This window comes from Winogradskyella sp. (assembly GCF_003712105.1).
Lineage (GTDB): Bacteria > Bacteroidota > Bacteroidia > Flavobacteriales > Flavobacteriaceae > Winogradskyella.
On the sequence record NZ_RHLG01000002.1, the window covers coordinates 683,910 to 710,710 of the forward strand.

A 26,801-nucleotide genomic window follows, 5' to 3' on the forward strand; every position below is an offset into this window, starting at 1 on the left:
TTAATATTCAGGCTAAAGTTTTTCAACAATAATCTACAGTTATTGTTAATTACTTTGTGTTACTGCTGTTTCATTTTTTAAGTTAGTATGCTATATTAGCCATCCGACCTCAAACATCTTATTTTATGGCTGAACAGACCAAGTATACTGAAGATAATATACGCTCGCTCGATTGGAAAGAACACATCCGAATGCGACCTGGTATGTACATTGGTAAACTTGGTGATGGATCTTCAGCAGATGATGGGATTTACATTTTAATTAAAGAAGTACTTGATAACTCTATTGATGAGTATGTAATGGGTGCTGGGAAAACCATTGAGGTTTCCATTCAAGGCAATAAAGTTATTGTACGTGATTATGGCCGAGGAATTCCATTAGGTAAGGTGGTTGATGTAGTTTCTAAAATGAATACCGGTGGTAAGTACGACACCAAAGCTTTTAAAAAGTCTGTTGGCCTTAATGGTGTTGGTACTAAAGCTGTAAATGCGCTTTCGACCTATTTTAGAGTTGAATCAACTAGAGATGGCAAATCTGCATCAGCAGAGTTCGAATTTGGTGAGCTTACTAATAAAGATTTTCTAGACGAAACAACACGCAGAAAAGGTACTAAAGTGTCTTTTGTGCCAGACGAATCTATCTTTAAGAACTATAAATTCAGAAATGAATATGTAATTAAAATGCTTAAAAACTATGTATACCTTAATCCAGGCTTAACCATAGTTTTTAACGGAGAAAAATTTTACAGCGAAAATGGTCTTAAAGATTTGCTTTCAGAGACTATAAACGAATCTGATTTATTATATCCAATAATTCATTTACGAGGCAATGATATTGAGTTAGCACTAACACATAGTAAGACTCAATATAGTGAAGAATACCATTCGTTTGTTAATGGTCAGAATACAACTCAAGGTGGTACGCATTTAGCAGCATACAGAGAAGCAGTTGTAAAAACGATAAGAGAGTATTACGGAAAAACTTACGATGCCTCAGATATTCGTAAGTCAATAGTTTCAGCAATAGCTATCAAGGTCATGGAACCTGTTTTTGAAAGTCAAACAAAAACTAAGCTAGGTTCTACAGATATGGGTGGCGATTTACCAACTGTACGTACTTACATTAATGATTTTGTAAAACGTCAGTTAGATAATTTTTTACACAAAAATCCAGATACAGCAGAAGCTATTCAGCGTAAAATTTTACAAGCTGAGCGCGAGCGTAAGGAGCTATCTGGAATACGAAAATTAGCCAAAGATCGTGCTAAAAAGGCAAGTCTTCATAACAAGAAGCTCCGCGATTGCAGAGTCCATTTTGGAGATACTAAAAATGAGCGTAATCTTGAAACAACCTTGTTTATTACTGAGGGTGATTCTGCCTCAGGTAGTATTACTAAGTCGAGAGATGTTAATACCCAAGCTGTATTTAGCTTAAAAGGAAAACCTTTGAACTCCTATGGATTAAGTAAGAAAATTGTTTATGAAAATGAAGAATTTAACCTTCTACAAGCGGCATTAAATATTGAGGAATCTATTGAGGATTTGCGCTATAACAACATTGTAATTGCAACTGATGCCGATGTTGATGGTATGCATATCCGTTTGTTGTTAATTACGTTCTTTTTACAATTTTTCCCTGAGGTTATAAAAGAAGGTCACTTGTATATTCTTCAAACGCCTTTATTCAGAGTAAGAAATAAAAAGGAAACGATTTACTGTTATACAGATGAAGAGCGTCGTAATGCCATAGAAAAATTAAAGCCAAAACCAGAGATTACTCGATTTAAAGGTTTGGGTGAAATTTCTCCCGATGAATTTAAATATTTCATTGGAGATGATATGCGTTTAGATCCGGTAATGCTAGATAAAGACATGTCAATTGAAGAATTATTGTCCTTTTATATGGGTAAAAACACACCATCACGTCAAGAGTTTATTATTAATAATCTTAAAGTTGAACTAGACGTTGTTGAACACTAATTAAATTTAAAACTTGTCATTCTGAACTTGTTTCAGAATCTAACATTGTTTAAAATATATAAGAATGAGATGCTGATTTAATTCAGCATTACAAAATAGAGAATGAGCGAAGAACACGAAGAATTAGATAATATTAATAACGAATCTCAGGAGCCCCAAGAAACCATAACCAAGGTGACTGGTATGTACAAAGATTGGTTTTTAGATTACGCGTCTTATGTAATCTTAGAACGTGCTGTACCTGCTATTGAAGACGGTTTTAAGCCTGTGCAACGCCGTATCATGCATTCAATGAAAGACTTAGATGATGGGCGTTACAATAAGGTAGCTAACATTGTTGGGCATACAATGCAATATCATCCTCATGGTGATGCAAGTATTGCAGATGCAATGGTGCAAATAGGTCAGAAAGATTTATTAATAGACACTCAAGGAAACTGGGGAAATATACTTACTGGAGATAGAGCAGCAGCGTCACGTTATATAGAAGCCAGACTTTCAAAGTTTGCTTTAGACGTGGTTTATAACCCTAAGATTACTGAGTGGCAGGCTTCATATGATGGTCGCCGAAAAGAGCCTATCAATTTACCAGTAATGTTCCCGCTATTATTAGCTCAAGGCGGAGAAGGAATTGCTGTAGGGTTGTCAACAAAAATATTACCTCATAATTTTATTGAACTTATTGATGCTTCCATTAAGCATTTAAAAGGAAAACGATTTACTATTCTGCCTGATTTTCCAACCGCTGGTATCGCAGATTTTACTAATTATAATGATGGTAATCGCGGTGGAAAGGTTAGGGTAAGGGCTAAAATATCTCACCATAGTAAAAACACACTTGTTATTACTGAGATTCCGTTTAATACCACTACCTCTTCACTAATTGATTCGATCTTAAAAGCCAATGATAAGGGTAAAATTAAGATTAAGAAGATTGAAGATAATACAGCTGCAGAAGTCGAAATCCTTGTGCATTTACCATCAGGTATTTCACCAGATAAGACTATAGATGCACTATATGCATTTACGAATTGTGAAGTTTCAATTTCTCCATTAGGTTGTGTTATCGAAGACAACAAACCATTGTTTATTGGGGTTTCTGAAATGCTCCGCCGTTCTACTGACAATACAGTTCAGCTTCTAAAGAATGAACTTGAGATTAAATTAGGTGAACTGGAAGAACAATGGCATTTTGCATCTTTAGAGCGCATTTTTATCGAAAATCGTATTTACCGAGATATTGAAGAAGAAGAAACTTGGGATGGTGTTATCAATGCAATTGATAAAGGTCTAAAGCCACATATTAAGCACTTGAAGAGAGCAATTACTGTTGATGATATCACGCGTTTGACTGAGATTAGAATTAAACGTATTTCAAAATTTGATATTGATAAGGCACAACAGAAAATTGAAGCACTCGAAGAGCAAATAGCAGAAGTTAAGCACCATTTAGCAAATCTAATTGATTATGCTATAGCGTATTTTACACGTTTAAAAAAGGATTATGGAGAAGGAAAAGAGCGTAAGACAGAAATTCGCATTTTTGATGATGTAGATGCAACCAAAGTTGTAATTCGTAATACAAAACTTTATGTAAATCGCGAAGAAGGATTTATTGGTACTTCACTTCGTAGAGACGAGTATGTTTGCGATTGTAGCGATATTGACGACATCATTGCTTTTACCAAAGATGGTAAGATGATGGTTACAAAGGTTAACTCTAAAACGTTTATTGGTAAAAATATTATTCATGTTGCTGTCTTTAAAAAGAAAGACAAACGTACCATCTACAACATGATTTATCGAGATGGCAAAGGTGGCGCTTCGTATGTTAAACGATTTGCAGTTACTTCCATTACACGCGATAGAGAATACGATTTAACCAATGGCAATAAAAGTTCCGTAGTTTGGTATTTTTCTGCTAATCCTAATGGTGAGGCTGAAGTAGTCACGGTATTATTACGCCAAGTAGGAAGTATTAAAAAACTTAAATGGGATATTGATTTTGCTGATATTCTTATCAAAGGACGCGCTTCGAAAGGAAATTTGGTCACTAAGTATTCAATAAAACGTGTAGAGTTAAAGGAAAAAGGTGTTTCTACGCTTAAACCCCGTAAAATATGGTTTGACGATACAGTTCAGCGTCTAAATGTTGATGCACGAGGTGAATTAATTGGCGAATTTAGAGGTGAAGATCGTTTATTAGTTATTAAACAATCTGGTGTTGTAAAGACTATCATTCCTGAATTGACAACACATTTTGACTCTGATATGATTGTTCTAGAAAAATGGGTCCCTAAAAAGCCTATTTCTGCAATCTATTACGATGGAGATAAAGAACGTTATTACGTAAAACGTTTTTTAATTGAAAACGAAGGACGTGAAGAAACATTTATTTCTGAACATCAAGACTCACAATTAGAAATTGTTTCTACAGATTGGCGCCCAATGGCTGATGTTGAATTTACTAAAGTAAGAGGTAAAGACCGTAAACCTAATCTCGAAGTTAATCTTGAAGAATTTATTGCGGTTAAAGGGATTAATGCCCTTGGCAATCAATTGACAAAAGATAAAATAAACCAAATCAATTTATTAGATCCATTACCATTTGACCCACCAAAAGAGGTGCATGCAGATGAATTAGATGTGGTTGATGAAGAAGTTATTAAAACCAACGATGAGCAACCTCTAGAAGGAGAAATTAAAGTAGATTTAGATCCAACACCAAAGTCAGATTCAAAGCCAGAACAGGATTCTGATGAAGACTTAGATGTAGATGATAAAGGTCAAGTCACATTATTCTAAGTAAATATTACTTCTTTCTTTTGGAAATTCTATAGTTCAAAAATTCTACAAATAGTGAGAACGCTATAGCAAAATACAAGTATCCTTTTGGTATCGCACCGACTTCGTTTCCAATAAATTGTGTGTGAGATAGGTGAGCAGCTTCAGTAATTAGCATAAAACCAATTAGGATTAAAAATGCTAAACCAAGAATTTGCATACTTGGATGATCGTCTATAAATCGGCGAATTGGGTTCGCAAATGCTATCATAATTATTATAGAAATGACTACGGCTATTATCATTAAAACCAAGCTATAATTTGGATTTGGGTGTAACCCATTTGTCATACCAATTGCTGTGAGTATAGAATCTACAGAGAAGATAAAATCTATAATAAGGATTTGAGTAATAGCCTGCGATAAGCTTTTTACAGCTTTAGATTTAGTTTCATCTTCGTCATGTTTTGGAGATTCAACTTTTTCACGTATTTCGGATGTACTTTTATATATTAAAAACAATCCACCTGCAAACAGAATAACTGCTTGCCAGCTCATATGAAGCTCTATCCAAGAATTTTCAAGAGAATAAAAAGGTTCTTTCAGCCCAACTAAGAATGATACAAAGAACAATAATATAATACGCTGCACCATGGCAAGAATAAGTCCAATATTCGTGGCTCTACTTCTTTGATGCTCTGGTAACTTATTAGCAACGATAGAAATAAATACGATGTTGTCTATTCCCAGAATTATCTCGAGGAATGTAAGTGTTAATAGGGCAAAAATGGCATCTGCTGAAAGTAAAAACTCTAACATATTATTTAATTCTATAAGCTATTCCTTTTTCTACACGAGTTGGCTTGTTAAGCTTTTTAATTGCTAATTTATACTCAAAAGTATAAGAAGTATCAGTGGTTGAAAGAATCTTCATGTGGATAGCATCATCTTCAGATGTGTTCTTTGGGTTAATTTTTTTGAGAATAAACTCGCAGTCGTTTATCCAGCGTACACTAGAAGAATCGACCTTTCCATCAAAATAGTCAATACTATAGTCCTCAGTTCTTACAAAAGTTCCCGTTTTTTGCTTTCCATCAATAGTATAAGAGAATTTAAATTCCCCAGTTTTGTATGCTTTGCAATTACGCTCAACGTTATAACAGCTTGTCATAATTAAAAGAAAACCTAATAGGAGGACACGTTTCATAATTCTTTCTTGAAATTGCTTACAAAAATAGGGAATTACAAAGTTTAATTCTGATAACTTTCAAAACTACCGTCCTTATAAAAAATGATAATTTTTTCTATGTCTTTAGATTGAGATGATTTTTCGGATTTTAAAATTGGAGCTACGGGTGAGTTTTTAATTTCAGTTTTTTCTTGAGCTTCAATTTTTGGAAATTCACCTTTACCATTCATTAGCCAATACAAATCTACTTCGGGGTAGGCATGAAGTACCTTCATGATAAAATCTAAACTTGGCTTATTTCTGCCAGATAAAAGATGTGAAATACTAGAACGCTGTACACCAATTTTTTCAGCAAAACTTGATGAAGTTTCGCTATAGAAATTCATGACTTTTTGTAAACGAATTGTAAATTCTGAAGTGTTTATCATTGTAAACAGCGATTTTTAAAAATATACGTTACAAATGTAACAATAGTTGTTCGATATTAGAATAAAATTCGAATATTTAGTTTTAAAATATAAAACTTATAGTTTATGTAATAATATATAAATAATTGATTAACAAATATTTGTATAATACAAAATTAATTATAAATTCAATTCTGTAAAGACGTTGAAATCTTCATCACAATTGTACCTAAATTTGTTTAGGATTGTAACAATTGCATCCAATTCATATGTTTACAAATGTAAATTTACAATTGTATACCTTTGTTTTTTAAATTGGATTTATGACATTACAATTGTTGTCAGATTTATACACGTCTTGTAAAGAACAATCTTTATTTGGACGCTATATTACCAACTCTGATATTGAGGTGATATTAGATAAGTATAATTTAATATCTCAGGTTAAGGTTGAGGGATTTTCTGTTGAGAATAGACCAATTCATTCTATCAAAATTGGCAATGGAAAAACGAAAATTTTGCTTTGGTCTCAAATGCACGGTAATGAATCTACCACTACAAAAGCAATTTTTGATTTGCTAAATGCTTTTTTAACCCATATTGATGAGCTACAGCAAATTTTAAATACATGTACATTGCTCATATTACCGATTTTAAATCCTGATGGAGCCCAAATGTATACTAGAGTCAATGCTAACAAAGTTGATTTAAACCGTGATGCACAGGATTTATCGCAACCAGAGAGTAAAGTATTGCGAGAGTGTTTTAATAGATTTCAACCGAATTATTGTTTTAACCTCCATGGACAACGTACCCTATTTGGAGCTGGTAATACGGGCAATTCCGCAACGTTGTCGTTTTTATCACCTTCAGTTGATAGTGCCAGAACTGTTACAACTACACGTAAAGTAGCAATGGCAATCATTGGACATATTAATAAACAACTCCAAAATGATTTGCCTAACGCCATTGGCAGATATGATGATGGATTTAACATTAACTGCGTAGGAGATACCTTCCAGTCATTAGGTTCACCAACCGTATTATATGAAGCCGGTCATTATAAAGATGATTATAATCGCGAAAAAACCAGAGAATATGTGTTTAAAGCTTTATTCTACGGTATCAATTACATAGCTCAAGGCCTAGAAATTGACAATTATGAATGGTATTTTAATAGCCCTGAGAATAAGAAGAACTTTTTCGATATCATAATTAGAAATGCGAAGGTAAATTCAGACGGTGATATTCAGGATATTGCAATTCAGTTTAAAGAGGTTTTAATAGATGATGGGATTACATTTTTACCAATTGTAGAAAAAATTGAAAATTTGGATGGTTTTTATGGGCACCGAGAAATTGATGCAGAAGGTAAAGAAGTACTGGATGAAAATAAATTGCCGTTAAAAGTTGCTAACGAAATCGATTTCGTAGTGTTAAATTTTAGCAAAATATTGATAAAAGTGTAATGTTTTCGATTTTTACTTGTTTTTCTTCAAGGAAAATGTCGTATTTTTGCATTTAATTCAACAAATCAGAAGATGGCAAAGTTTAAATTAGACGAGATTGATCACCAAATTTTGGATATGCTTATTGACAATACGCGTATTCCATTTACAGATATAGCAAAAAAATTATTGATTTCTGCTGGTACGGTTCATGTACGTGTTAAAAAAATGGAAGAAGCAGGTATTATCAAAGGCTCTTCACTAACCCTTGATTATAAAAAATTAGGATATTCTTTTATTGCTTACGTAGGTGTATTTTTACAAAACACGTCTCAGACTAAGTTTGTATTAGAAAGAATTCATGAAATACCTTATGTAACAGTTGCTCATATTACTACAGGAAAGTTTAATATCTTCTGTAAGATTAGAGCAAAAGATACCATGCACGCTAAGGATATTATCTTTCAATTAGACGATATTGATGGTATTTACAGAACAGAGACTATGATTTCTTTAGAGGAAAGCATTAATGACAAAAAGCGTTTAATGCACACTATATTCAACGAACTATAATAGTTTATAAATAGTATATATAAAGCCTTAGTTTCTGCTAAGGCTTTTTTAATTTCGTATCATGAATTTATTAGAAAACGAATACCATCCTTATTATTTACCATATATCAATCTAACGGCTAACGATGATATTGTTGAAGGCTTAGAATATAATTTGAAGCATGTTGTTGAATTTTATAATTCAATTCCAGCTCATAAGTTAGATTATGCTTATGCTGAAGGCAAATGGACTATTAAAGATATTTTGCTGCATTGTATTGACGCTGAACGTATTTTCGCCTATCGCGCTTTGCGAATTTCAAGGCAAGACAAAACCAATTTGGCTGGTTTTGAACAAAATGGTTATGTTGAAGCAGGTAAAGCTTCTGATAGAAGTTTAGAGAGGTTGTTAGAAGAATTCACAACTACGAGAAAAGCAAACATATCATTATTCCAGTCATTTTCGGATAAACAAATGCAGTCAATTGGAACGGCGAGTAATTCTAATGTGTCAGTTAGGGCATTAGGCTATATTATCACGGGCCATGAGAATCATCATATTAATGTCATAAAAGAGCGATATCTTTAGAAAAGATTACAGCTTATCTTTTAAGTATTTTCCAGTAATAGAATTATTATTGGCTACAATAGCTTCTGGTGTACCACTTGCCATTAAGGTTCCACCATTTTTTCCGCCTTCTGGTCCAAGATCAATAATATGATCTGCACATTTAATTAAATCAATATTATGCTCTATAACTATTATAGAATGGCCAATTTCAATTAAAGATTGAAACGATTTCAACAGTTTTTTGATATCGTGAAAATGTAGTCCTGTTGTAGGTTCATCAAATATAAACAAGGTCTTTTCACCTTTGGAACCTTTTCCTAAAAATGACGCAAGCTTAATACGTTGTGCTTCACCACCTGAAAGCGTAGAAGAGGATTGGCCAAGTGTTACGTATCCTAATCCAACATCCTTTAAAGGCTGAAGTTTCTTTTCGATTTTGGTTTGTTTATGATCCGCAAAGAAATCAACGGCATTATCAATAGTCATATTCAAAATATCATCAATAGACTTATTTTCAAACTTTACTTCTAAAACTTCTTTCTTAAATCGTTTGCCATTACAAGTATCGCAGGTGAGATGAACATCTGCCATAAACTGCATTTCTATTGTTACTTCGCCTTCGCCTTTACAGGTTTCACAACGTCCACCATCAACATTAAAACTAAAGTGTTTTGCTTGATAGTTTCTTATTTTGCTGAGTTTTTGGGACGAAAACAATGCTCTAATATCATCATAAGCTTTAATATAAGTCACAGGGTTTGAGCGTGACGATCGACCAATAGGATTTTGATCTACAAACTCAACATTCTCAATAGATTGGAAATTGCCTTTGAGCTCGGTAAACTGTCCAGGCTTGTCCCCAAATCCCGTGAGCTTCTTTTGTATGGCTGGATAAAGTAGCTTTTTAATAAGCGTACTTTTTCCACTTCCTGATACTCCCGTAACCACCGTAAGCATATTAAGTGGTAATTTTACATCTATGTTTTTTAGATTGTGCTCTCTGGCTCCGACAACTTCAACATAATACTTAGATGTTCGTCGTTTTTCTGGTAATTCTATTTCCAAATTACCATTAAGATATCCTGCGGTAAGTGTACTGGAAACTAAAATATCGTTATAGGTTCCTGTAGCAACAATTTCACCTCCAAAAGTTCCTGCTTCAGGGCCAATATCTATAATCTCATCAGCAGCTTTCATGATATCTTCATCATGTTCTACTACTATGACTGTATTGCCCAGATCTCTTAATGACTTTAGTACATTAATTAGTCGCTCTGTATCTTTTGGATGTAGACCTATACTTGGTTCATCTAAGATATACATTGAACCTACCAAACTACTACCTAATGATGTCGCTAAATTAATCCGTTGACTTTCACCACCAGATAATGTATTTGACCTTCTATTTAAGGTTAGGTAGTCAAGTCCCACATTAGATAAGAACTCTAATCTTGTGTTGATTTCTTTTAATAAGCGCTTTGCAATTTTAGTATCATGATCACTTAATTCGAGATTATTAAAGAAATCTGACAATTCATTTAAAGGTAGGTCTACTAAATCTGTTATGGTTTTACCATTGAGTTTTACATATCCGGCTTCTTTTCGTAGACGTTTACCCTTACATACATTACATTTGGTTTTACCACGATAGCGTGATAGCATTACGCGATTTTGAATTTTGTAAGCTTTAGACTCAAGCTCAGCAAAAAAACTATCCAAACCATCGAAATATTCATTCCCGGACCATATTAAGGCTTTGTGCTCCTCAGAGAGTTCAAAATAAGGTTTGTGAACCGGAAAATCGAATTTGTGTGAGTTATTCACAAGTTGATCTCTATACCAGCTCATGCTTTCGCCGCGCCAAGGAAAAATTGCATTTTCATAGATCGATAGTGAAGTATTTGGTATTACTAAATCTGAATCTATCCCAATAATATCTCCATAACCTTCACATTTAGGGCATGCGCCATAAGGATTGTTAAAACTGAAAAGATGTGCGTTGGGTTCGAGAAAACTCATATCATCAAGTTCAAACTTATTATTGAATACCTTATGTTTTTTATCGTCTAATGACTCAATAATACAAGAACCAACACCTTCAAAAAAAGCAGTTTCGATAGCATCGGCCAGCCTATTAAAAAAGTCTTCATCAGTTTTGGTTATAATTCTATCAACAACCAAATACACTTTTTTGCCTTTGTCATAATTGACCTCTAAAGCATCGTCAATTCTTAATACATTATCATCTACTTTAATTCTCGAATATCCTTGCTGAAGCAGTGTTTGAAGCTTATTTTCTAGTGTTCTATCTTCTTCTAAAATAATAGGTGATAGTAATAATAATTTAGAACGGTCATCAAATGTTTTAATATAATCTATAACATCTGTTGTTCTGTGTTTTTTTACTAATTCACCAGAAATAGGAGAGTAGGTCTTGCCAATTCTTGCAAATAAAAGTTTAAGATAATCGTAAATCTCTGTTGTAGTACCAACAGTAGATCTAGGGTTTGTAGAATTTACTTTTTGTTCAATAGCTATTGCAGGTGCAATACCTTTTATATAATCTACTTTTGGTTTATTAAGCCGCCCTAAAAACTGACGCGCATAACTACTTAAGCTCTCTACATAGCGCCTTTGTCCTTCTGCATAAAGCGTGTCGAATGCTAGGCTCGATTTACCCGAACCTGATAGCCCAGTAATAACCACTAATTTATTTCTTGGGATAACTACATCAACATCTTTAAGGTTGTGCAGCTTAGCACCTTTTATGATGATATTTTCTTTAGGATTGACTTCTAAATCGGTGGTTTGCATTTAATTTTGGCTAAAAAGTTTTGCAAAGATACCACAAGAATTTCATAGCTAAAAGTGAATATATATCAGATTAAATGTTAAAATTTAAGGTGAAATTTTGTTTTTTCGGAATGATTCTTGTTTATTTGATACTTAATTATTCAATAAAAAGCAACTGCGTATAGCATAATATTACTTTAAGAAAAGCTAGAAACCCCGAAAGTAAGGCATTGTCTTTACTACTTAAAGTACTTATTATGAAGAAGATACTCATTCAAGACGCAGTGTTGGTCAAAAATTATCTTAATGGAGATGAGAGTGCATTATCAGTATTGATAAATAGGCACAAGCAAAAAATTTACAGTTTTATCTATTCAAAAGTTTTTGATAGAGATATAACGGAAGATGTATTTCAGGATACATTTATCAAGGTTATTAAAACGTTGAAACTAGGAAAGTATAATGAAGAAGGCAAGTTTTTACCTTGGGTAATGCGTATTGCTCATAACTTAGTAATTGACCATTTTAGAAGAAATAGCAGAATGCCAAAATTTGATAATGCTGGAGAGTTTAGCATATTTTCCGTGCTAAGTGACTCCGCTTTAAATGCCGAAAAGAGCATTATTAAAAACCAGGTCGAATCTGATGTAAGACGAATAATTCAGGAACTACCTGAAGACCAAAAGCAAGTATTAGTGATGCGTATGTATCAAGATATGAGTTTTAAAGAAATATCCGAACGAACTGGTGTTAGTATTAACACGGCATTAGGAAGAATGCGTTACGCACTCATTAATTTGCGTAAAGTAATTGAGCAACATAATATCGTTTTAACAAACTAATATAATAAAGTGTATTTTTTTGCGTTATACAGTTGTAATAAACCTAAAATAACGCTAATGGCAAAAATTTACTCTGACTGTAACCCCAAAAAAATTCAGCTTAACCCAAAAAAAGAAACAGTAGATTTTCTGCTGAATTATTCTAAGGCTTTACGTGTTAATTGTTATAAAAAAATGAAGTTTGAAGCGCTTCTGAATTAGTTATTAAACCCTGATTTTTATCAGGGTTTTATTTTTTCTTCATATAATAATCGTCTAAAACAGATTTTCTCCCAATCGTTTTTGTGATGATGTCTTTTTCTAAATTCCACCCTCTTGCAGGAGAATATTCACGTCCATACCATATAATTTGAAGGTGTAAATCGTTCCACAAGTCTTCAGGAAATAAGCGTTTAGCATCTTTTTCTGTCTGCACAACATTTTTACCATTGGTTAAATTCCAACGATACATTAGACGATGTATATGCGTATCTACCGGAAATGCTGGAATTCCAAACGCTTGAGACATTACAACAGCAGCTGTTTTATGGCCTACAGCTGGCAAAGCTTCTAATTCTTCGTAGGTTTTAGGAACTTTTCCATTATGTTTATCTATTAGTATGTGAGATAGACCATAAATACCTTTACTTTTCATTGGAGATAAACCTACAGGTTTTATAATCTCACGTATTTCCTCAACATTTAGTTTTACCATATCATATGGATTATCTGCTTTAGCAAAAAGTAATGGGGTTATCTGATTTACTCTTACATCTGTACTTTGCGCAGACATAAGTACAGCTATTAGCAGTGTATATGGGTCTTTATGATCTAATGGAATAGGAATTTCTGGATAAAGTCTTTTTAACGTAGAAATAACAAAATCTACCTTTTCTTGCTTGGTCATTGATTGTATTTTTGCAAAAACAAATTTAAACAATATGAACACATTAAAAGCAGGTGATAAAGTACCAAATTTTACAGTTAATGATCAAGATGGAAATACGGTATCGTTATCTGATTATAAAGGAAAAAAATTAGTGGTGTTTTTCTACCCTAAAGCAAATACGCCTACGTGTACAGTTGAAGCATGTAACTTAGGTGAAAATTACAAAGCTCTTCAAGATGCTGGGTATGAGATTTTAGGTGTTAGTGCAGATTCTGAAAAGCGTCAATCTAATTTTAAAAATAAATTTGATTTTCCTTATCCATTATTGGCAGATACAGAAAAAGAAGTCATTAATGCTTTTGGTGTTTGGGGACCTAAGAAATTCATGGGACGTGAATTTGACGGTATTCATAGAATAACATTTATTGTAAATGAAGATGGAGTAGTAGAAAGGGTTATAGATAAAGTAAAAGCAAAGATTCACTCCGATCAGATATTGAATGCATAAAAAAATGCGACCGAGTTGGTCGCATTTTTTTTAATTATAATTCTATTACGTCTAGTTTATTTATGCATCACTTCTTCAGATTCGCAACCAAATAGACTCTTTTCTTTAATCAGTTTAGCTACACCTTCTGGTAGCATTTCTTCCCAGCCTGATTCTCCTGCAGCAATCTTAGCAAGCACCTTACGTGAGAAAATAGATAATATAGATTTTTCATAATCAGTGATATCTACTACTTTTCCATTGTATTTAAAGAACTTGTAAAGCTCTTTCATTCTTGGGTGCACCTTAAGGTTTTCACTTGTAGTAACTGTGCCATCTTCATTTTCCATTGGGTATAAGTATACTCGTAAGTCCTTGTAGAATAGCTTACCAAAAGCTTCTAAGATACCTCCACTTAAGTGACGATAGTATTTCTCGTCAAAAATGTCTACTAAGTTATTTACACCCATGGCTAATCCCATTCTGCTTTTAGAATATTGCGAGAAATATTCGACTAGACGATAGTATTCTTTAAAATTTGAGATTAATACAGTTTGACCTAAAGAACATAATAGTCGTGCTCTATCCATAAAATCTTGCTCGTCAATTTCACCTTCAGCGCGCAAGTTAGATAGCGTAATTTCAAAAATTACTTGAGTCTTTTCTTTATCGACTTTATTTTCTTTTATGTACATCTCGTAAGATTTCTCAAACATGTCCATATTTACCTTAGTTACAGGTCTAAAGCTACCTCTTAAGGCTAGTATATTTTTCTTATAGAGCACACGGGCAGGAAGTACGTTATTACCATCAGGAGCAAACATTACGGCGTCTGTCATACCATTTTTAACCAATTGTAGGCTCATTAATCGGTTGTCGACATCCTTAAAAACAGGGCCAGAAAAATTAATCGTATCAATTTCTAGTTGGTCTTTGTCTAAGTGGTCATACAAATAGCGAAGTAATTTCTTAGGCTCGTTATACTTGTAAAAAGCACCATAAATTAAGTTAGTTCCTAAAACACCAAGTGTCTCCTGCTGAAGTCGTGCATCATTTTCTTTAAATCTAATATGAAGTACGATCTCGTTATACTCTTGATTTGGTTGTACTTGGTATTTAATTCCTACCCAACCATGTCCCTTGTATTTTTTAGCAAAATCTATAGTCGCTACAGTATTAGCATATGTAAAGAAAATCTTATCAGGTTGTTTTTCTCTTCCAATACGTTGCTCGATAAGATTTACCTCATGATTAAGCATTTTACGAAGTCTAGCTTCAGTAACGTAGCGTTTATCATCTTCAATACCATAGATAGCATCACTAAAGTCTTTGTCATAAGCGGACATTGTTTTCGCAATGGTACCAGATGCACCGCCAGCTCTAAAAAATTGTCTTACAGTTTCTTGACCTGCTCCAATTTCGGCAAATGTGCCATAAATATCTTTATTTAAATTAATGCGAAGTGCTTTGTCTTTTAACGATGGAATATTTTCAATTTTAATATCCCCATCATAAGTAATTTCTTCCATAATAGCTTGTAAATGACTTATAAGCAAAGGTACTATTTTAGTGAAGCAAACAAAAAAATAAGCTTATTTTTGTTATAAACTTAACACCTTTGAAAGTCACGTTTCTTGGCACTGGTACATCACAAGGGATTCCAATTATAGGAAGCACTCATCCTGTTTGTTTAAGCAATAATCCGAAGGATAAACGCCTTAGGGTTTCTGTATTAATTGAATGGGATGATTACAGTTATGTTATTGATTGTGGTCCAGATTTTAGGCAGCAAATGCTAAGGGCACAATGCAAAAAAGTTGATGGCATTATTTTTACTCATGAACACGCTGACCATGTCATGGGTTTGGACGATATACGGCCGTTTTTTTTTAGGCAAGGCAATATAGATATCTATGCTCATGAGCGTGTTATTAAGGCTTTAGAACGTACGTTTTCTTATATTTTTGAAACAGAAAATAAATACCCTGGCGCTCCAAGTGTAAATGAACACTATATCGATGGTAATCCTTTTGAAATTGGAGATATTGAAGTCGTTCCTGTTGAAGGATTTCATAACGCATTGCAAGTTTATGGGTATAGATTTAAAGATTTTGCATATCTCACAGATATGAAAACTGTACCTGAGCATGAACAAACTAAACTTAAAAATCTAGATGTATTAGTTGTAAACGCCTTACGAATTGAGCCACATGTCTCACATTTTAATTTAGAAGAGGCTTTAGCTTTTATAAAGAAAATTAACCCAAAGCGTGCGTATTTAACCCATATAAGTCATCTTTTAGGATTTCATGACGAGGTGCAAGAAATGCTTCCAGATAACGTTTATTTAGCATACGATAACCTTCAAATCACTATATAATATTATGAAGAATAGAATTTTTATGTATCTATTTATTTTTTCGGTTTTATTAATCATATTTCAATATGTGAACTCGAAAAACATAATCGATAAGTATGAAAAAGATATTAAGACCTATAAGAGTAAGCAGCTTAAAGCGGAAGAAGACCTACGTATGATGTCTGATAAAACACAAGAGCTATCTTATTTTACTATAGATGGTAATGAAGAAGCTTTAACTTATTTTGAAAATCAAGGTTTTAATATTGAAACCTTGCTGCCAAAGTTAAAAGATGGATTACTAGAAATGAATGCATACAAAGGTATAGATCACCCGATAGTGCCTTATGCTTCAATGACAGAATCTAAAATTGTGATTGACTACATTCAAGTGCTCAATCATAAATGGATACTCACCAATTTTACAGATGGTAAGCATTGGGGAGAGCTTTTTATTAATTACGAGGTAAATGAAGTCGGCGAAATTACCTATAAGCTTACGGATTATTTCTTATATCCAATTAACTAAATGCGTTTATCGAGCCAAGCTTTAAAATCGTAAAAATTTTGAGGAGCAACACCATGACCTACAGGGAATTCACTGTAAGTGTTTGCAATATCTAATCGGTCCAAGAATGGTTTAGTTTTTCTAGCCCAATCTACAGGAATGACTTGATCTACAGTTCCATGCGAACAGTAAATATCAAGATGGTTATAACTAGACTTTTCTAAATCATTTGGAATAATATCTTCATTGATATAACCACTTAATGCAACAATATTCTTCACTTTTTCAGGGTAGGTAAGTGCTACAGAATAACTTAGGATAGTACCTTGGCTAAATCCTAAAAGTGTAACATTATCAGGGTTTACAGGGTACGCGCCACAAGCATAATCTATAAAGTTAGCCAATAAATCTCTAGACAGAATCGCCTGTTCATTGTCGCTCCATTTACCTTGCTCAGCATCAAAATGAATAGCATACCACGCATTGCCGTAAGGTTGAAGTTGATAAGGTGCTTTTACAGAAATAATGAATAACTCATCTGGAAGCTCTGACTGAAAAGAAAACAAATCATTTTCGTCACTTCCATAGCCGTGACACATTATTAGTAATGGTGCATTAGTGTTCAGCGTCGATGGACGCTTTATATAGTGGAGATGTGCCATTGATTATTTTAAATTTTTAAACCAGTCCTGAAAGTAATCACCCAAATAAGGTAGTAATCTTGCTTCTCCTTTAAATGAGAAAACTAAGCAGTAAATCCAAGACGCAAAAGTTATAATCCATAAACCAGTGCCAACCCAAGTATTTACATATCGTTCACATAAATTTGAAAAAATAAGCATTAGTATAAGACCAAGCATTTGCCTTGCATGAAAAAAAATATAAGGATTTTTCTTTTCTAAATTCATCGTTATCGCAACCAATAAGCCGATAAAGGTTAAGTAACTTACAATGCCTAATGTTTTACCTTCTTTTGCAGCGTTTCGAGTCATCAGTTCTTGATTACCAATTTATTATTAGAAGCTATGCCGTAAATTTTTCCTTTTAATTGATGACCCATAAAACAACTGTTGTTAGACTTTGAGAATATGCTTGTCTTAGAAAAGGTGTAGTTGACATCGGGATCAAAAAGCGTTAAGTCAGCTTTTTCTCCAATGTTTACAGTAGATTCATTAACACCAAATCTTGATTTACCACGAGTTAGTAATGCAACAGCTTTCTTAGTTGTGAATATGTTTTGTAGCGCTCCAAATGCAGATTCTAACCCAATAGTTCCGTATTCAGCATGATCAAATTCAACTTTTTTGCGCTCTATGTCAATCGGGTTGTGGTCACTAGTAACCATATCTATTGTACCGTCTTTTAACCCATCGATAAGCGCTTCAGTATCCTTTTGGGTCCGTAAAGGTGGTAATACTTTATAGTTTGTATTAAAGTCATTTAGCGCATCATCAGTTAAGCATATGTTATGAATAGCAACTGAGCATGTTACATCAAGCTTTTTAGCTTTAGCTTCTCTAATTAATTCAACAGATTTTGCTGTACTGATTGTTGGTATATGAAGTTTTCCATCGGTATACTCAAGTAAAAATAAATCTCTCGCTACTTGAAGTTCTTCAGCTAAAGCAGGATTACCTTTTAAACCAAGCTTGGTACTATTGATATGCTCATTCATAACACCTAAGCCTGTAATTTTCGATTCTTGAGGAAAGGACATTACTAAACCGTCAAAACTACTAGCGTATTGCAATGCTATTTTTAAAAGATTTGGGTTAGATATAGGTTTCTGATAATCGTAAAATGCAACGGCTCCAGCATTTTTCATGTCGTATAGCTCTGCTAAATCTATTCCTTTTGAGCTAACCGTCAAAGCACCAACCGGTTTAAGATTAACAGCATGATTATTTGCTTTATTAATTACAAAGGCAATATCAGCATTGCTATCAATAACTGGGTTAGTGTTAGGGTTTAATGCAACATTTGTAAATCCTGAATTCGCAGCAGTGTCAAGTCCATTACTTATTGTTTCTCTGTCTTCGAAACCAGGTTCACCAAAAGATACAGAACTGTCAAACCAACCTGACGAAACATGAAGGTTATCTAACTTATACTCTCGATACTTTTTAGGATTTGAAATGCGTTTTGAAATCTTAGTAATAACGCCGTTTTCTATTAAAATATCAACATTTTGATTATGGAAATCACTTTTAGAATCAACAATTGTAGCAGATTTTAGGAGTGCATTCATTTAAGATATTTTAAAATTAGCATTTCTATTATTAAAAAAGCTAGGGCAAAAATAACAAACCATTTCCATAAGGCATTAATTCTTGCATTACTTTTTATAGTATCTATAGTAGAAATCAGATTTTGATTCAATGAGTAATTAACACTTTTCTCTATATTATGATAAATGAGCTTGCTTTCATTTCGCTGATAATTAAAACTTAATTGCGATAGTAATTCATTAGCATTCATCACGTTAACTATTCCATCCTTATCAGGATATTCCCTAGTTTTAAGTGTCACTTTATTGCTAAAGGTTTGTTGTTGGGGTATTACAGTTTCTCCACCGTTTTCAAGATTAATAATCCTGTCTTGTGGTAGTTTAATATTGATGTCGATTGTATTCTCAGTCCCAATGCGGTAATAAAGATCCGGTAATGCTAGACTTTTCTTACCAATATTGTACAAAACAGGCACAATCAAAGGGGATTTTTTGAAATTGCTGTTACCTTCATTAATTGCTGCACTAAATAGATAGGAATTAGTGTTATTTACTAAAAACGGGTTACCATCTTCAAATCTCAGTATATAGTTAGAAGTGCTATTAAAGTTATAATATGAATTTACTTTTGGGTACTGAAAATTATTAACGCGGTTGTAGAAAGCATCTCTTAATATTGGATGATCGTAATTTATGGTTGTTACTTGTTTTGGGATAGCACTCTCTTGAACAATTCTGCTTAAATTTAGATTATTAAGTAGTTGATTGTAAGAGTTTAAATTAATGTTACTTGAAGGAATAATTATAATACTTACACCATCAGATTTTATTGTGTTTAAGGTATTTATTAATGCATTTGATATGTTTGTTAACTCGTTTAATATTATTAAGTTTTGAGATTCAAAACGACTAAAATCTATTGCATTACTCTGAAATGAAGTATAATTAAATTCATCATCAGTATAGATGCGTTGAAGAAAATCATCTGAAGCCTCGTTTATACTCAATACATTAATCTTATCAGGAGCATTAATATTAAAATACAAGCTATTATCGTACTGAAGACCAGCATCTTCAAGAGATAACTCACCCTTAAATATCGTATTTGAAGGAATTGTAAATGTGGTTTCGGCTTCCTTATCAATGTCTACAGCAGTTTTAGAATTTAATGTTTCGCCATCGTATAATGATACAGAAACATTAGTAATTGGCTCACCTTGTTGAGATAATTTAGCTGTTAATTCGATAGTTTCTGAATTGAACTTTGACGCATAAACACTATCTATACTTATATTATTTCTATAAACAGCTTTTGGTTGCACTAAATGTAATGTAATACTACTGTCTATTGGAAACTCAAATTGTTCATCTTTTTGTTGAAAGTCAGACACCAAAACTAAATTCTTCACTGATGAGTTGTCCTTAGAGAAATATTGTTTTCCCTTTAAATAAGCTGAGTTATAAGATAGTTGATTCGTTGAATGCTTCAAGCTAATTAAGTCGTTAGCAACAGATTTTATGGTCGTATTTCTAAACGTTTTATCATTTGTATAGATGGTAAGTTCGTCGTCATCAGAATACGTATTGAGTATACCCTGTATTGATTCATTAAGCAAACTCCCGTTATTGCCCTTAGACTCCATACTAAAAGAGTTGTCTAAATAAATAACAGTCTCATTTTTAGCATTAAATGTATTAGAATTTGAAGTGAATGGCTGAGCAAAAGCAATAATTAAACAGGCAAAGAGTAATAATCTTGCAAGTAATGTTAACCACCTTTTAATTTGCGAACTTTTACGAGTTTGTAGTTTTACATTTTTAAGAAACTTTACATTGGTAAAGGCAACTTTTTGAAATCGTCTTAATTGAAACAGGTGAATAATAATAGGGATTAGCAGTAGGAGTAGTGCCCAGAGAATTTCAGGATGTTTAAACTGCATTCGGTATTATTATCAATTACTAATTGGTCTCAAATATAGGAATTGACAAACAACTAAAGTTAATGTTAAGTATATTTTAATAAACCTTGTCTGTTCGAGCATCGTCGAGAACTAACAAAAGAAGAAATAGTCTTTAACCGCTTCCATTTTCAAACTAGAAAAATAAGTTCTTATTTTTTCTTGCTCTAATTCATTTGCAACAGTAACTATAGTTTGAGGATTAGGAATATCATTTAAATCTTCAAAAGGTTGTAATTCAACACCATATATAGATTTTCCAATTTTGTTTTTGTTGTCACAAATCCAATGAAATTTCACATTTTTTTCTACCAAAGACTTAGCAATTGTCTTTCCTTTAAAGCCTGCACCCCAAACAGTTAATGGCCGAGAAGGATTATGATCTAGTTTCAGAAAATAATGAAGCTTAATATCTAAAAAGTAATTTTGGGCATAATGCTCATGAGTACGAGATGTTCTTGTGCTATAATCGCGCCAAAGATGCAAAAGTTGGTCGTTAGGAATACATGTATACCCAAACTCATAAAACCGAAACGTAAGATCGTAATCTTCAGGATATCTATTTGGGTTAAATGCACCGCAAGCTATTAAATCGTCGCGGTGAATCATCCAACAAGGTGATGCTATAACACATTCTTTATATATTTCTGAATAGTTACTACCATCTTTAGTGAGTTGATTTAACCAAGCTTCGTACTTAGCATAACCATCACTTATACCAGTTTCACTGAAGTATTTTACAAAACCTGTGGCTATATGCTTTTTGCCATGTTCTAAAAGTTGATTGACCATAACAGAAAGCTTGTTATCAGTCATAATATCATCACTATCCATTCGAGTAATGAGCTCACCAATACTGTGCTTAAATGCCTTGCGTAACGCCGTAATAATACCACTTTGATCATTTTTAAGTAGTTTAATGCGTTTGTCTATTGATGCATATTTCTGAATAATCTCATATGAGCTATCGGTAGAGTTATCATCTACAATAACTAATTCCCAATTGCTGTATGTCTGCCTTTGTATTGAATCTATGCAATCTTCAATATAAAGTTCAACATTTTTAAATGGCGTAAGTATGCTGACTAAAGGGTTTTGCATAGCACGAATATAAACTAGAATTTTAACAATTCCTTTAGTTAATCTCATGTAACAAATACTAGTTTTGACCGACAAGTAAAAAAATTTTATTTAAAATGAGATATAGCAAATTCCTTCCATTATTAGCATTAATAATAGTTTCTTGTGGTTCAGCAAAACCAAAAGTTGACGATTCTGCAGTTAATAATCCTATTGAAACCGCTTTAAATTTAACGGAAATAGACAATGACAGAGTTCCAGTGACTATAAACCCTGGTCGTTTTAATGTTGAAACAGTAACTTATAGATTGCCTAGAGTTGTTCAAGGTACGTACTCGGTAGCTGATTATGGCCGATATGTTGAAGATTTAAAAGCTTTAGATTATGATGGTAATGAACTTACAGTTGCTAATGTTGATACAAATACATGGTCCATTGCAGACGCAACCAAACTTGATAAAATAACATATTATGTAAATGACACATTTGATACTGAAAAGCAAGGCGGAATAGGCGGAGAAGATATCTTCTCGCCAGCAGGTACAAATATTGAAGAAGATAATTTTGTGCTAAACCTTCATGGGTTTATTGGGTATTTTGATAATCTTAAAAATAACCAATATACTCTTAGTGTTACTTCTCCTAAAGACTTTATAAGGACTTCTGCATTAGAGGTTAAAAGTGAGGCAAATACTGATGTTAGCACGACAGTTACTAATTATTTTGCAACACGGTATTTTGATATCACCGATAACCCTATGATGTTTGGAAAGCTTGATGTAGAAGAGTTTATGGTAGGAGACATTAAAATTGTATTAAGTGTATACTCTCCAAATAAAACACATACAGCTGCAAGTTTAAAGCAGACTATGTTTGAGATGATGGAAGCTCAAAAAGCATATCTAGGAGATATAAACAGTACGGCTAGATATGATATCTATTTATACTTATCAGATGGCTCAGATGATGCTCCAAAAGGTTTTGGTGCTTTAGAACACCATACATCTACTGTTGTAGTTTTACCAGAAGCTTCTTCGCCAGAAGGTCTTGCTAAGTCAATGGTCGATGTGGTTGCTCATGAGTTTTTCCATATTGTATCACCGCTTTCAGTGCATTCTGAAGATGTACATTATTTTGATTATGATCAGCCTACATTTTCAAAGCACCTATGGATGTACGAAGGTGTTACAGAGTATTTCGCTCAACATTTTCAGGTTTATAAAGATTTAGTAGAACCAAACAAATTCTACAATGTAGTTCAAGGGAAAATCAATTTTGCAAAGAATTATAAAGACGATATGAGTTTTACTATGATGAGTGAAAATATCCTTGAGTCTCCATACAAAGAAAACTATATTAATGTTTACCAAAAAGGTGCATTAATTGGAATGTGTATTGATATATTAATGCGAAAAGAAAGTAATGGAACACGCAGTATGTTATCATTAATGAAAGAATTATCTGCTAAGTATGGTAAAAACAAACCATTTGAAGATGATTCTATTATTGCCGAAATAACACAAATGACTTACCCAAGTATTGGAGAATTCTTAAAGACTCATGTTGAAGGTAATGTACCAATTAACTACGATGATTTCTTTAAAATGGTAGGTTTGGTAAATGCTGAGACTGAAGTAGAAACCAATTACATATTTGCTGGTGGGCAAAATATTATTTTTAGCGGAGCACCAGACAAAGGTATTTTCTTTACAGATGTGGCATTAAAAAATTCATTCTGGAAATCTCAAGGCATCCAAGCAAATGATATTATTAAAACTGTTAATGGTAAAGAATTGACATTGCAAAATGCACAAGAAGTAGTTACAGGAATGTTCTCATGGCAAGAAGGTCAAGATATAGAATTAGAATTAGAGCGTGATGGCAAACCAGTTCAATTAAAAGCTAAATTAGAAAAAGCATATGCTAAGGGTACTGGATTAACAGAAGATGAAACTGCTACTCAAGAGCAAATAGATTTACGCAATGCTTGGTTAAAGGGCTAAAATAAAACTATGCAGATATAAAAAAGGCTTCCAAACTGGAAGCCTTTTTTATTAATATTTTGCAGCCTTTCCGTTAGCTGAAGCATTTTTTATAAATGCTCTTAAGTCATCATTAGCCTTTATTAAATCTTCATTTCGTAAATACATCATATGTCCGCTTCGATAACCTTTAAAATACATTCGGTCTTTTAGTTTTCCGCTTGGATCAATTTGCCATTGATTGTATTTTGCCTGAAAGTAAGTGGTTGCACCATCATAATAACCAGATTGTGTTAACACCTTTAAATAAGGGTTTTGTGCCATGGCTTGACGCAAATTTTCTCTGACGTTATCATTAGACCTGTCCCAATTACCAACATTTCCAAAGACATTGTATTTTAAATCTGTTTTAAAATCCAATTCATTCATGATGTAATAATTAATTGCAGGTGTAAATGAATGTAACCATGATGTTAATTCTGCACTATAATCTGGGCTTGTACCAGTTTCTACTTTATCTATTCCTAAATATCTGCTATCTAATCTACCAATTGTTTGTCCAGTTTTATCTCTTAAAAGTTCTTTCCAGAAGAATCGATTAGGGACATCAAGATTTTGTTTTAGAATAATATCCTCAGATAAACCAGAATAGTAACTCATTTTCTTGGCAATTGCTTTGCGTTCAGCACCCGATATAAAACCGCCTTTTGCTATTGCTGGCATGAGCTCATTTATGGCAAAGTTTTCAGCTTCTGGTAAAATATCTAGTAAATCTTTACTTTGGAGTTCATTAGGTAGCATTTTATGATACCAGGCTGCAGCTGTGTAATAAGGTAAATTTAAGCTTGATGATACTGGGCCACCAACACGCAATACTTTATAATCTGCAGGTGAAACCATTATGACTCCATTTAAGTACATCCATTGGTTGTTTTGTAGCTCTAATGATAATCCCATAACTCTTGTACCACCATAACTTTCGCCAATAATATATTTAGGAGATTCCCAGCGGTTGTTTCGTGTTACAAAAGTATTTATCCAACTGGCGAGGTATTTTACATCTGCATTAATACCAAAGAACGTCTTGTCATCTTCATACTTTCCGTTTTTAAGCATCACCTTACGAGAATAACCTGTATTTACTGGATTCACAAACACAATATCCGCAACATCTAATATTGAATTAGGATTACTTTTTACGCCATAAGGCTGAATAGGGTAGCCTTCGTCATCTACATTCAATACTTTAGGGCCAGTGTAAGCAATGTGCATCCAAACCGATGCAGAACCTGGACCTCCGTTAAACGAAATAATTAATGGCCGCTTATTACCTTTGCTATCATTTGTGCGTTTGTAGTAGGTGTAATACAATGCTGCCATAACTTCACCGTCTTTATTCCAGACAGGTTGAAATCCAGTCATAGCTTTGTAATTAACTGTTTTACCTTTTATCGTTGTAGAATGGGTTGTTGTATGAACCGTATCTATTAGAACTTCAAGGTTTTGAGCTTGAGTAAATAAACCGAAAAATAGAGTAGTAGCAAGAAATATTTTAAATCGCATAGGGTTATATTTTATATGCAATAAAAATAACTAAAACCCTTCAAAAACCCCTAAACCAAAAAGTGCAAAATCATATTTCACTGGGTCATTAATGTCAAGTTTTCTGAGGTTTGTATCCAACTCCATTAAGGCTTTAGCGTCATTTTGCTTACGTTTTAACAAGCCTAGCTTACGAGCAACATTGCCAGAATGCACATCTAATGGGCAACTGAGTTGAGATGGGGAAAGACGTTTCCAAATACCGAAATCGACACCATGATTATCATTCCTCACCATCCAACGTAAAAACATATTAATGCGTTTTGCAGCAGAGTTTTTTAATGGATCACTAATGTGTTTTTTTGACCGTTCAAGATGTTCAATCTCAAAAAAAAGTGCTTTAAACTTATGAATAGCATATTGTAGCGAATCCTTTTCTGCATAATTTGAAAATATTGATTCTAGCCCATCGTGACTGTTGTATATATGTTTTAAACTTGTAATAAACTGAATAAAATCATTGCCATTAAAGGTGCGGTGAACAAAAGGTAGTAGCTTTTCTAAGTCAGTATCTTGGTGCTGCATTATAAATTCGTACGGAGAATTGTCAAGATAATCTACGATACGTTTAGCATTTGTGATAATGCTTTTACGATTACCCCAGGCAATTGTAGCAGTTAAAAACCCTATAATTTCAATATCCTCTTTTTTTGAAAACAAATGAGGTATCTGAATTGGGTCACTATCAATAAAGTTTGGATTGTTGTATAGCTCAACTTTACTATCCAAAAAGTCTTTAAGTTCTGCTTTTTTGAGTTTCACCCAATAATGAAGATTTAGTTTTACTTAACTGCAATCATGCTAATCTCCACATTTACATACTTCGGTAAATTAGCAACTTCAACGGTTTCGCGTGCTGGAGCAGTAGCTTCATCAAAATAGTCTCCATAAACTTCATTTATCTGAGAGAAGTTATTCATGTCACTAATGAAGATTGAAGTTTTAACCACATTTTCAAACGTCATATCAGCTTCAGCTAAAACGGCTTTCATGTTCTCCATTACTTGTTTGGTTTCAGTCTTAATATCTCCAATAACCAATTCCATAGTATCAGGATTTAAAGCTATTTGACCAGATGTAAATAGCATATTACCGCTTAAAACTGCTTGATTATATGGTCCAATAGGTGCTGGGGCTTTTGATGTGTTGATTATTTTTTTCATTTTT

At 33.2% G+C, this 26,801-nt stretch carries 25 protein-coding genes; 11 read left to right on the plus strand and 14 right to left on the minus strand.

Annotation, left to right across the window (positions count from 1 at the left end):
- Window positions 1–125 precede the first annotated feature (125 nt).
- Together ED556_RS07705 and ED556_RS07710 are read left to right on the plus strand one after the other, a co-directional pair.
- On the plus strand, window positions 126–1,979 hold the full coding sequence (locus ED556_RS07705) for a DNA topoisomerase IV subunit B (protein WP_296321649.1): 1,854 nt from the start codon (window positions 126–128) through the stop codon (window positions 1,977–1,979).
- Between the two features lie 102 nt (window positions 1,980–2,081).
- Complete coding sequence (locus ED556_RS07710) at window positions 2,082–4,784, plus strand: DNA gyrase/topoisomerase IV subunit A (protein ID WP_296321652.1); 2,703 nt, start codon at window positions 2,082–2,084, stop codon at window positions 4,782–4,784.
- A gap of 7 nt (window positions 4,785–4,791) precedes the next feature.
- Here the strand turns inward: ED556_RS07710 and ED556_RS07715 are convergent, their stop codons facing one another.
- The 3 genes from ED556_RS07715 to ED556_RS07725 are packed head-to-tail and all read right to left on the minus strand — an operon-like array spanning window position 4,792 to window position 6,336.
- A complete protein-coding gene (locus tag ED556_RS07715; RefSeq protein WP_296321655.1) occupies window positions 4,792–5,580 on the minus strand; it encodes a TerC family protein in 789 nt (262 codons plus the stop codon).
- Window position 5,581: 1 nt separating this feature from the next.
- Window positions 5,582–5,968, minus strand: coding sequence for a hypothetical protein (locus ED556_RS07720; RefSeq protein ID WP_296321657.1), 387 nt, complete (start codon window positions 5,966–5,968; stop codon window positions 5,582–5,584).
- 44 nt (window positions 5,969–6,012) lie between these two features.
- A complete protein-coding gene (locus tag ED556_RS07725) occupies window positions 6,013–6,336 on the minus strand; it encodes a helix-turn-helix transcriptional regulator (protein WP_366663744.1) in 324 nt (107 codons plus the stop codon).
- A 344-nt stretch (window positions 6,337–6,680) separates the two neighbouring features.
- Here ED556_RS07725 and ED556_RS07730 point away from each other — a divergent pair, with 344 nt between their 5' ends.
- The 3 genes from ED556_RS07730 to ED556_RS07740 all read left to right on the plus strand — a co-directional run bounded on the left by ED556_RS07730 (window position 6,681) and on the right by ED556_RS07740 (window position 8,946).
- Window positions 6,681–7,826, plus strand: a complete 1,146-nt coding sequence (locus tag ED556_RS07730) for a M14 family zinc carboxypeptidase (RefSeq protein ID WP_296321662.1) — start codon at window positions 6,681–6,683, stop codon at window positions 7,824–7,826.
- A 72-nt stretch (window positions 7,827–7,898) separates the two neighbouring features.
- Complete coding sequence (locus ED556_RS07735) at window positions 7,899–8,378, plus strand: winged helix-turn-helix transcriptional regulator (RefSeq protein ID WP_296321665.1); 480 nt, start codon at window positions 7,899–7,901, stop codon at window positions 8,376–8,378.
- A gap of 61 nt (window positions 8,379–8,439) precedes the next feature.
- Window positions 8,440–8,946, plus strand: a complete 507-nt coding sequence (locus tag ED556_RS07740) for a DinB family protein (protein WP_296321668.1) — start codon at window positions 8,440–8,442, stop codon at window positions 8,944–8,946.
- A gap of 6 nt (window positions 8,947–8,952) precedes the next feature.
- Here ED556_RS07740 and uvrA read toward each other — a convergent pair whose 3' ends face one another.
- Entirely contained in the window at window positions 8,953–11,742 is a 2,790-nt protein-coding gene (gene uvrA, locus ED556_RS07745) for an excinuclease ABC subunit UvrA (RefSeq protein WP_296321670.1), read from the minus strand.
- 236 nt (window positions 11,743–11,978) lie between these two features.
- Between uvrA and ED556_RS07750 the strand changes: the two genes are divergently transcribed.
- Together ED556_RS07750 and ED556_RS07755 are read left to right on the plus strand one after the other, a co-directional pair.
- Complete coding sequence (locus ED556_RS07750) at window positions 11,979–12,563, plus strand: sigma-70 family RNA polymerase sigma factor (RefSeq protein ID WP_296321674.1); 585 nt, start codon at window positions 11,979–11,981, stop codon at window positions 12,561–12,563.
- Between the two features lie 57 nt (window positions 12,564–12,620).
- On the plus strand, window positions 12,621–12,764 hold the full coding sequence (locus ED556_RS07755) for a hypothetical protein (RefSeq protein WP_296321677.1): 144 nt from the start codon (window positions 12,621–12,623) through the stop codon (window positions 12,762–12,764).
- A gap of 28 nt (window positions 12,765–12,792) precedes the next feature.
- On the opposite strand, the gene nth is transcribed toward ED556_RS07755, so the two are convergent.
- Window positions 12,793–13,449, minus strand: a complete 657-nt coding sequence (nth, locus tag ED556_RS07760) for an endonuclease III (RefSeq protein ID WP_296321680.1) — start codon at window positions 13,447–13,449, stop codon at window positions 12,793–12,795.
- Window positions 13,450–13,483: 34 nt separating this feature from the next.
- Between nth and bcp the strand changes: the two genes are divergently transcribed.
- Window positions 13,484–13,939, plus strand: coding sequence for a thioredoxin-dependent thiol peroxidase (gene bcp, locus ED556_RS07765; RefSeq protein WP_296321683.1), 456 nt, complete (start codon window positions 13,484–13,486; stop codon window positions 13,937–13,939).
- A gap of 56 nt (window positions 13,940–13,995) precedes the next feature.
- Here bcp and ED556_RS07770 read toward each other — a convergent pair whose 3' ends face one another.
- Window positions 13,996–15,447 carry a TonB-dependent receptor gene (locus ED556_RS07770; protein ID WP_296321780.1) on the minus strand — a complete coding sequence of 484 codons (1,452 nt, stop codon included), beginning with the start codon at window positions 15,445–15,447 and terminating at the stop codon, window positions 13,996–13,998.
- Between the two features lie 89 nt (window positions 15,448–15,536).
- On the opposite strand from ED556_RS07770, the gene ED556_RS07775 reads away from it, so the two are divergent.
- Window positions 15,537–16,298 carry an MBL fold metallo-hydrolase gene (locus ED556_RS07775; protein WP_296321686.1) on the plus strand — a complete coding sequence of 254 codons (762 nt, stop codon included), beginning with the start codon at window positions 15,537–15,539 and terminating at the stop codon, window positions 16,296–16,298.
- Window positions 16,299–16,302: 4 nt separating this feature from the next.
- Complete coding sequence (locus tag ED556_RS07780; RefSeq protein ID WP_296321690.1) at window positions 16,303–16,806, plus strand: hydrolase; 504 nt, start codon at window positions 16,303–16,305, stop codon at window positions 16,804–16,806.
- On the opposite strand, the gene ED556_RS07785 is transcribed toward ED556_RS07780, so the two are convergent.
- The 5 genes from ED556_RS07785 to ED556_RS07805 form a co-directional block, all read right to left on the minus strand.
- Window positions 16,803–17,447 (minus strand): alpha/beta fold hydrolase, encoded by a 645-nt coding sequence (locus tag ED556_RS07785; RefSeq protein WP_296321693.1) that lies wholly within the window; start codon window positions 17,445–17,447, stop codon window positions 16,803–16,805. The two genes, ED556_RS07780 and ED556_RS07785, sit on opposite strands and share 4 nt — an antisense overlap.
- A gap of 3 nt (window positions 17,448–17,450) precedes the next feature.
- Window positions 17,451–17,777, minus strand: coding sequence for a hypothetical protein (locus ED556_RS07790; RefSeq protein WP_296321696.1), 327 nt, complete (start codon window positions 17,775–17,777; stop codon window positions 17,451–17,453).
- Complete coding sequence (locus ED556_RS07795) at window positions 17,777–19,033, minus strand: dihydroorotase (RefSeq protein WP_296321698.1); 1,257 nt, start codon at window positions 19,031–19,033, stop codon at window positions 17,777–17,779. Before ED556_RS07795 ends, ED556_RS07790 begins: the two co-directional genes overlap by 1 nt.
- Window positions 19,030–20,952 carry a BatA domain-containing protein gene (locus ED556_RS07800; RefSeq protein ID WP_296321701.1) on the minus strand — a complete coding sequence of 641 codons (1,923 nt, stop codon included), beginning with the start codon at window positions 20,950–20,952 and terminating at the stop codon, window positions 19,030–19,032. The genes ED556_RS07795 and ED556_RS07800 overlap by 4 nt, the downstream gene beginning before the upstream one ends.
- 111 nt (window positions 20,953–21,063) lie before the next feature.
- The gene (locus ED556_RS07805) at window positions 21,064–22,071 is read right to left on the minus strand and encodes a glycosyltransferase family 2 protein (RefSeq protein WP_296321785.1); all 1,008 of its coding nucleotides are present in this window, start codon (window positions 22,069–22,071) and stop codon (window positions 21,064–21,066) included.
- A 95-nt stretch (window positions 22,072–22,166) separates the two neighbouring features.
- Between ED556_RS07805 and ED556_RS07810 the strand changes: the two genes are divergently transcribed.
- Window positions 22,167–24,053, plus strand: a complete 1,887-nt coding sequence (locus tag ED556_RS07810) for a peptidase M61 (RefSeq protein WP_296321704.1) — start codon at window positions 22,167–22,169, stop codon at window positions 24,051–24,053.
- Between the two features lie 51 nt (window positions 24,054–24,104).
- Here the strand turns inward: ED556_RS07810 and ED556_RS07815 are convergent, their stop codons facing one another.
- The 3 genes from ED556_RS07815 to ED556_RS07825 are packed head-to-tail and all read right to left on the minus strand — an operon-like array spanning window position 24,105 to window position 26,797.
- Entirely contained in the window at window positions 24,105–25,595 is a 1,491-nt protein-coding gene (locus ED556_RS07815; RefSeq protein ID WP_296321707.1) for a carboxypeptidase, read from the minus strand.
- Between the two features lie 30 nt (window positions 25,596–25,625).
- Window positions 25,626–26,396, minus strand: coding sequence for a TIGR02757 family protein (locus ED556_RS07820; protein ID WP_296321709.1), 771 nt, complete (start codon window positions 26,394–26,396; stop codon window positions 25,626–25,628).
- Window positions 26,397–26,416: 20 nt separating this feature from the next.
- Window positions 26,417–26,797, minus strand: a complete 381-nt coding sequence (locus tag ED556_RS07825) for a RidA family protein (protein WP_296321711.1) — start codon at window positions 26,795–26,797, stop codon at window positions 26,417–26,419.
- Window positions 26,798–26,801 lie beyond the last annotated feature (4 nt).